Annotated in this window: 6 protein-coding genes; 4 read left to right on the top strand and 2 right to left on the bottom strand. The window is 64.0% G+C overall.

What is annotated here, in order from left to right:
- The coding region (pyk, locus tag BLR92_RS11125) for a pyruvate kinase (RefSeq protein ID WP_089728502.1) at positions 1-899 on the bottom strand (899 nt) is incomplete at its 3' end.
- 445 nt (positions 900-1,344) lie between these two features.
- On the opposite strand from pyk, the gene topA reads away from it, so the two are divergent.
- The 4 genes from topA (at position 1,345) to BLR92_RS19970 (ending at position 5,932) form a co-directional block, all read left to right on the top strand.
- Positions 1,345-3,975, top strand: a complete 2,631-nt coding sequence (gene topA / locus BLR92_RS11120; RefSeq protein WP_089728501.1) for a type I DNA topoisomerase — start codon at positions 1,345-1,347, stop codon at positions 3,973-3,975.
- Positions 3,972-4,430 (top strand): DUF6586 family protein, encoded by a 459-nt coding sequence (locus BLR92_RS11115; protein WP_089728499.1) that lies wholly within the window; start codon positions 3,972-3,974, stop codon positions 4,428-4,430. Before topA ends, BLR92_RS11115 begins: the two co-directional genes overlap by 4 nt.
- A gap of 154 nt (positions 4,431-4,584) precedes the next feature.
- Positions 4,585-4,821, top strand: coding sequence for a hypothetical protein (locus BLR92_RS11110; protein WP_089728533.1), 237 nt, complete (start codon positions 4,585-4,587; stop codon positions 4,819-4,821).
- 67 nt (positions 4,822-4,888) lie between these two features.
- Entirely contained in the window at positions 4,889-5,932 is a 1,044-nt protein-coding gene (locus tag BLR92_RS19970; RefSeq protein WP_217636573.1) for a methyltransferase domain-containing protein, read from the top strand.
- 17 nt (positions 5,933-5,949) lie between these two features.
- Here BLR92_RS19970 and dbpA read toward each other — a convergent pair whose 3' ends face one another.
- Entirely contained in the window at positions 5,950-7,341 is a 1,392-nt protein-coding gene (dbpA, locus tag BLR92_RS11100) for an ATP-dependent RNA helicase DbpA (RefSeq protein WP_089728497.1), read from the bottom strand.
- Positions 7,342-7,394 lie beyond the last annotated feature (53 nt).

The following is a 7,394-nucleotide window of genomic DNA, read 5'->3' as shown; positions in this document are numbered from 1 at the left end:
GGCAGCGGGGCGCCGATCATCGATTCCATCATCTGGGTGGCGGTGATCACCGCGCGGTTGAGGGTCCTGGCGCGCTGGATGATGCGCTTCTGCACGCCGATCAGCTGGGCATCGCCGATCTCCACGCCGAGATCGCCGCGCGCGACCATCACCGCCTCGGAGGCGCGGATGATGTCGTCCAGCGTCTCGGGGTCGGCGACCGCCTCGGCGCGCTCGATCTTGGCGACCAGGCCGATGTCCTGGCCGGCCTCGCCGAGCAGCTCGCGGGCGAGTTGCATGTCGGCGGCGCTACGCGGGAAGGAGATCGCCAGGTAGTCGACGCCGATGTCGATGGCGGTCTTCAGATCCGCGCGGTCCTTGTCGGTCAGCGCGGCGGCGGACAGCCCGCCGCCCTGCTTGTTGATGCCCTTGTTGTTGGACAGCTTGCCGCCGACGCGCACCGTGGTGTGCACGCGCGGCGCCTCGACCCGCTCGACCACCAGCTCGAGGCGGCCGTCGTCGAGCAGCAGCACGTCGCCGGCGGCGACGTCCTCGGCCAGCGTCGGGTAATCGCAGCCGACCCGGTGGGCGTCGCCGGCATCGCGCTCAAGCGACATGTCGAGGACGAACGCCTGGCCCTCGTCGAGATGCACCGCGCCCTCGGCGAAGCGCGCGATGCGGATCTTCGGCCCCTGCAGGTCACCCAGCGCGGCGACGGTACGCCCGTGGCGCTCGGCGGCCTCGCGCACCGCGACGAGGCGCCGGCGGTGATCCTCGGGCGCGCCGTGGGAGAAGTTCAGGCGCACCACGTCGACCCCGGCGGCGATCAGCGCATCGAGCACGCCGTCACGGTCGCTGGCGGGGCCCAGGGTGGCGACGATCTTGGTGCGGCGGATGGGGGCGTGTACAGGGCCGTGCATGAAAATCTCCTCTTTGTCCTTATAAGCGACTGTGCTGATCGGACCACATTGGCAGTGTCATGGTCGGGACACATAGAAGTGTCGTACAGAATCAATGTAGTCATTTTACTACATCATGGTACAGCATGCTTCGACCGGACTCGATGCGGCTTGAAAGGGATTGGTAAAGGAACCATCTACTCACGCCGTTACGACATTATTGCTGCGCATAATAAAGTGCCGGCTTGCGCATACGGATGAGTCGCGGCTAATGTCGTTGTGGCTGATGGGTATCGTTCTATCGTCGGCTTTTCAAAGCTGTGGCGCTCAGCGATCACTGGCGCGAAACCAACCGCTGGGGTAGGGTAGGCGCATTTTTCCGGTCGGAAACCTATTCCGGCACGATGGACAAGCCGCCGATGGCAGCGGGCTCTCCCGCGTATCGGCTCGAGCAAAGTGGAGCACTATGGGCAAGTCACTGGTCATCGTCGAGTCGCCGGCCAAGGCCAAGACGATCAACAAGTACCTTGGCAACGATTTCATCGTGAAATCGAGCGTGGGCCATATTCGCGACCTGCCGACCAGCGGCTCGGGCAAGTCCGCCAGCGATCCCAAGGAGCGTGCTCGCCAGGCGGCGGCCACGCGTAAGATGTCGCCCGACGAAAAGGCCCGCTATAAAAAGCACAAGGCTTGGGATCAGTTGGTTCGGCGCATGGGCATCGACCCCGCGAATGGCTGGAAGGCCAACTACGAGGTTTTGCCGGGCAAGGAAAAGGTCGTCAGCGAACTGGCCAAGCTCGCCGCGAAGGCCGATGCCATCTATCTCGCCACCGACTTGGACCGCGAGGGAGAGGCGATCGCCTGGCACCTCAAGGAAACCATCGGCGGCGACGAGCAGCGTTACCGCCGGGTGGTGTTCAACGAGATCACCAAGAACGCCATCCAGGAGGCGTTCAAGGCGCCGGGCAGCCTCAACGTGCCGCGTGTCGAGGCCCAGCAGACCCGGCGCTTCCTCGACCGCGTGGTCGGCTTCATGCTTTCTCCGTTGCTGTGGAGCAAGGTGGCGCGTGGGCTGTCCGCCGGGCGCGTGCAATCGGTGGCGGTGCGTTTGATCGTCGAGCGCGAACGCGAGATTCGCGCCTTCATTCCCGAGGAATTCTGGGACGTGCACGCCGACCTGATCAGTTCCGAGGGCGAACCGCTGCGCTTCGAACTGGTGCGCCAGCATGGCAAGCCGTTTCGACCGACCTCCGAGGCCGAGACGCTGGAGCGCATCGAGGCGCTCAAGAAGGCCAGCCTGGCAATCACCGCGCGCGAAGAGAAACCGACTCGCTCCAAGCCCAGCGCACCGTTCATCACCTCGACATTGCAACAAGCCGCCAGTGGCCGGCTGGGCTTCTCGGTGAAGAAGACCATGACCCTGGCCCAGCGGCTTTACGAGGCTGGTTATATTACCTACATGCGTACCGACTCCACCAATCTGTCCCAGGATGCGGTGGCCGGTGTGCGTAATTACATTGAAGACCAGTTCGGCAAGCACTACCTGCCCGAAGCGCCCAACCGCTATTCCAGCAAGGAAGGCGCACAGGAAGCGCACGAGGCGATTCGCCCTTCGGATGTGACCCGCACCGCTAGCGACCTGGCCGGCATGGAGCGCGATGCCGAACGCCTCTATGAGCTGATCTGGCGCCAGTTCGTGGCCTGCCAGATGCCTCCGGCGGAATACCTGTCGACCACGCTGACCATCGAGGTCGAAGGCTATGAGTTGCGTGCCAAGGGCCGTGTGCTCAAGTTCGATGGCTACACCCGCGTAATGAAGCCGACCGGCAAGAAGGACGAAGACCAGACCCTGCCCGACCTGGCCGAGGGCGCACCACTGACCCTGGAAAAGCTTGACCCTCAGCAACACTTCACCAAGCCGTCGCCGCGTTACACCGAGGCCAGCCTGGTCAAGGAGCTCGAGAAGCGCGGCATCGGCCGGCCTTCGACCTACGCCTCGATCATCTCGACCATTCAGGATCGCGGTTACGTCAAGCTCGAGAGTCGGCGCTTCTATGCCGAGAAACTCGGCGATATCGTCACCGCCCGGCTTGCTGAATCGTTCAGTGACCTGATGGATTACAGCTTCACCGCGCGCATGGAAGACAGCCTCGACGAAGTCGCCGAAGGCGAGCGCGACTGGCGTGCGCTGCTCGACGACTTCTATGCCGAGTTTCGCGGCAAGCTCGAGCACGCCGAGGGCGAGGAGGGCATGCGCCCCAACCAGCCGGTGCCCACCGATATCGATTGCCCTAAATGCGGGCGCAAGATGCAGATTCGTACCGCCTCGACCGGGGTGTTCCTGGGTTGCTCGGGCTACAACCTGCCGCCCAAGGAACGCTGCAAGACCACCATCGACCTGATTCCTGGCGATGAAGCGGTCGCCGCCGATGCTGGCGACGACGCCGAGACCGATGCGCTGCGCGCCAAGCATCGCTGCCCCAAGTGCGGCACGGCGATGGACAGCTACCTGATCGACGAGACACGCAAGCTGCATATCTGCGGCAACAGCCCGGACTGCGAGGGCTACGAGGTCGAACAGGGCCGCTTCAAGCTCAAGGGTTATGAAGGGCCGACCATCGAATGCGACAAGTGCGGCAGCGACATGCAGCTCAAATCGGGACGCTTCGGCAAGTATTTCGGCTGCACCAATGAGAACTGCAAGAACACCCGCAAGTTGCTGAGAAGCGGCGAAGCGGCGCCGCCCAAGATGGACCCGATCCCAATGCCGGAGCTGCGCTGCCAGAAAGTCGACGATCACTACGTGCTGCGCGATGGCGCCAGCGGTCTGTTCCTGGCCGCCAGTCAGTTTCCCAAGAACCGCGAGACGCGCGCGCCATTGGTCGAGGAAATCAAGTCGCACGCCGACGCCTTGCCGGAGAAATACCACTTTCTGCTCGAGGCGCCCGCGAAGGACCCGGATAATCGACCGGCGCAGATCCGCTTCTCGCGCAAGACCAAGAGCCAGTTCGTGATGACCGACGAAGACGGCAAGGCCACCGGTTGGAAAGCCACGTTCGACAATGGCAAGTGGCAGGTCGAGGACAAGCGTAAATGACCCCGAGGGGCCGCACCAACCAGCTGATCTATCAGGCCGAGCTGCTGCTTGACGTGGCGAGCGGCGACGACGAGCATGCCAGCTCGCGGCGCATGGCGACCGAGGAGGGCGCGCTGGCGCTGCTCGAACTGGCGCTCAACGTGGCGCTGCGTGAACTCACTGAACACGCCCGCTTGGCTCATCACGACTGGCGCGAACTGCTCGACGAGAGCGGCGAGCGCGTTGCGGAACTCGAACGGCTGCGTGAGCTGGCCGGCCGCCCGGAGAGCTGGCTTGCGACATTGATCGCGCGCATCACGGCGCTGCATGACGTCGAAGGTGCGGCGCGGCGCGAGGCCGGCGACGCACTAATCGCCAGCGCCGACCGCGTGGCGCTGGCTGACGAGCTGCGCTGGTGTGCCGGCGAGTTCAAGAAGCAACTCGCGGAGCTTCGCGAAACCAGTGCCGAGTGGTGAACTGAAACCGCCCAAAGTGATAACCTAAGTTCATTGAGACAGCGGCCATGGCGATTCGCCTTGGTCGCTTTTTGTTGCCCTGGTTTAACGATTGCTTATCGATCGCTTGCCGATGGCCTATCGAGCCGGCGTTCATAAAAGAACAGAGGTGAATGTGTCCGAGACTGCCGTACTTGAAATCATCGAACTCGACGATGGCGAAATCATCCTGCGTCCCGCCGAGAGCGAAGGCGAACCGCTGCTGCGCATACGCTTCTCCGAAGAAGCCGCCGGCCTGTTGCGCCAGAGTCGCTTCGAGGTAGCGCGCGAAATGATCGATCATGCGATCACCCGCACCAAGCTATGGGATGGCGAACACGACAACGTGGCGGTGCCCGGCACCCTGCATTGAGCGGCCTGGCATTCCACGCGAGGCGGGGTTATTAATAGTCCCCTCGTCACGCGTGAGAGTGCGCCCTATGCAAGCGTTCGCCAATACTCCCGAGCCGCCGTATTACGCGGTGATCTTCACTTCCGAGCTTACCCCACAACACGCGGGCTATGCCGAGATGGCTACGCGCATGGTCGAGTTGGCCGCGCAACAGCCGGGGTTTCTGGGTGTCGAGTCGGCCCGCGATGAATTGGGCATCACCGTTTCGTATTGGCGCGACGAGGCCTCGATTCGCGCCTGGAAGGCCGAGCTGGAACATCGCGAGGCCCAGCGGCTGGGGCGTGAACGCTGGTACAGCGGTTATCGCGTGCGGGTGGCGCGTATCGAGCGGGATTATGGCTTTTCCCTATCCGACGCAGTGTGCGCGGTTACCGCCGAGGCTGGCGAAAAGCCGCGTGGCGAGATTCAGCGAGTGAGCTGGGACTGCAATGCCCAGGCCTGGACGCAGGCGATACGCGAAGGGCTTGTCGCCAGTCGCCGAGTGACCGATGCCGCCATCGTCGCGGCGATGTTGGAGCATGCGCCGCGACGCGTGCTGGATTTGGGTTGCGGCGAGGGCTGGCTGAGCCGTGAACTAACGACGCGCAACGTTGCCGCCGTGGGCGTCGATGCCTGCGAGGCGCTGGTCGAATCGGCTCGAGAGCAAGGCGGCGACTGCCATGCCCTGGATTACGCCACCCTGGCAAGCGCGCAACGTGTCGATCTACCCACTGCATTGCATAGCGACTTCGATATCATCGTGGCTAATTTCTCGCTGCTCGACGAGGATGTCGGCGCATTGTTGCGCCGTGTCACCGAGTGGTTGGCGCCGGGCGGTCGCTTGCTGATTCAGACCCTGCATCCCTGGGCGGCGTTGGGTGACGAGGAATACCGGAGTGGCTGGCGCCGCGAGGACTTTCAGGCTTTTGGCAGCGATTTTTCGGCTTCGATGCCATGGTATTACCGCCCGCTCGGCGATTGGCTGACATTGTTGGCTAGCGCCGGCCTGTCGCTAGAGCGTCTCGAGGAGCCATTGCATCCCGAGACCCACCGGCCGCTGTCGATATTGATGCATTGCCGGTCGGCTGACTGATCGTATGTGAACCGGCTTCAGCGCAGCAACCGCGCGCGAAAGCGCCGGCCCTTGATGCGGCCTTCCTGAATCTGGCCGAGCGCCCGCTTGGCGGCCTTGTTATGCACGGCGACGTAGGTGGCGGTATCGAATACGTCGATCTTGCCGATCTGCGCCTGCGTCAGCGCACCGTCACGGGTCAGCGCGCCGACCACGTCGCCGGGGCGCAGCTTGTGCTTGCGGCCACCGTCGATATCCAGGGTGACCATCGGCGCGTAGCGTTTGGCGTCATTCGCCGAGGCGTTGGCGTCGAGGGCCGTGTCGGGCCCGTCATCGATCGGGCTGCCCTGGTACGCTTCGATGCGCTCGCGGCGGTGCATTTCACCAGGCGTGAATAGCGAAAGCGCCAAGCCGCTTTCGCCGGCACGCCCGGTGCGCCCGATGCGGTGCAGGTGAACCTCCACGTCCGGTGTCGGGTCGACGCTGATCACCATGTCCAGGCTGGCCACATCGAGACCCCGCGCGGCGACGTCGGTGGCCACCAGCAGGTTGACGCTGTGATTGGCGAAGCGCACCAGCACCTGATCGCGCTCGCGCTGCTCGAGATCGCCATGCAGGGCCAGCGCGCTGAAACCACGCGCAGTGAGATGCGCCGCCAGTGCATCGCAATCGCGTTTGGTATTGCAGAACAGCAGCGCCGATTCGGGCTGGTAGTGATGCAGCAAGGCGATCACGGCATCGGGTTTGGCGCTCTTCTCGACCGTGAAGGCCCATTGTTCGATCGATGCCTGGGCGGCCGGGGCATCGACGGTAACGCGCCGTGGTTGACGCTGAATCGTCGCGCTCAGCGTCTCGACATCGTCGGGAAAGGTCGCCGAGAACAGCAGCGTCTGGCGCTTTTCGGGTAGTTCAGCGACGATGCGCTCCAGGGTGTCGCGAAAGCCCATGTCGAGCATGCGGTCGGCTTCGTCGAGCACCAGTTGGCGTACTGCGCCGAGCGTGAGCGAGCCCTTGCGCAGATGGTCGTCGATGCGCCCCGGCGTGCCGACCACGATATGTGCGCCGTGTGCCAGAGAAGCGAGCTGTGGGCCGATCGGCACGCCGCCGCACAGCGTCAGCATCTTGACGTTGGGCAGCGCCCGTGCCAGCCCGCGCAGCGCCTTGGTGACCTGATCGGCGAGTTCGCGGGTCGGGCACAGCACCAGTGCCTGCACATCGTTGCGTGTAACGTCGAGTGCCTGCAACAGACCCAGGCCGAAGGCCGCCGTCTTGCCGCTGCCGGTGCGTGCCTGAACGATCAAATCGTCACCGGCCAGCAGCGGCGGCAAGCTGTCCGCCTGGACCGGCGTCATTCGGGCGTAGCCCAGTGCTTTGAGCGCGGTGAGCAGCGCCGGACGCAGGGCGAGTTGGGAAAAAGCGGTATCGGTCATCGCGGGCACGCTCGAAAGCTGGGTCGGAAAGCAGGATGTGGAAACACGAACCG

The sequence above is a fragment of the Modicisalibacter muralis genome, from assembly GCF_900102945.1.
Taxonomy (GTDB): domain Bacteria; phylum Pseudomonadota; class Gammaproteobacteria; order Pseudomonadales; family Halomonadaceae; genus Modicisalibacter; species Modicisalibacter muralis.
The sequence above is the reverse complement of the archived record's forward strand: the minus strand, read 5'-3'. Positions and strand labels throughout refer to the sequence as shown.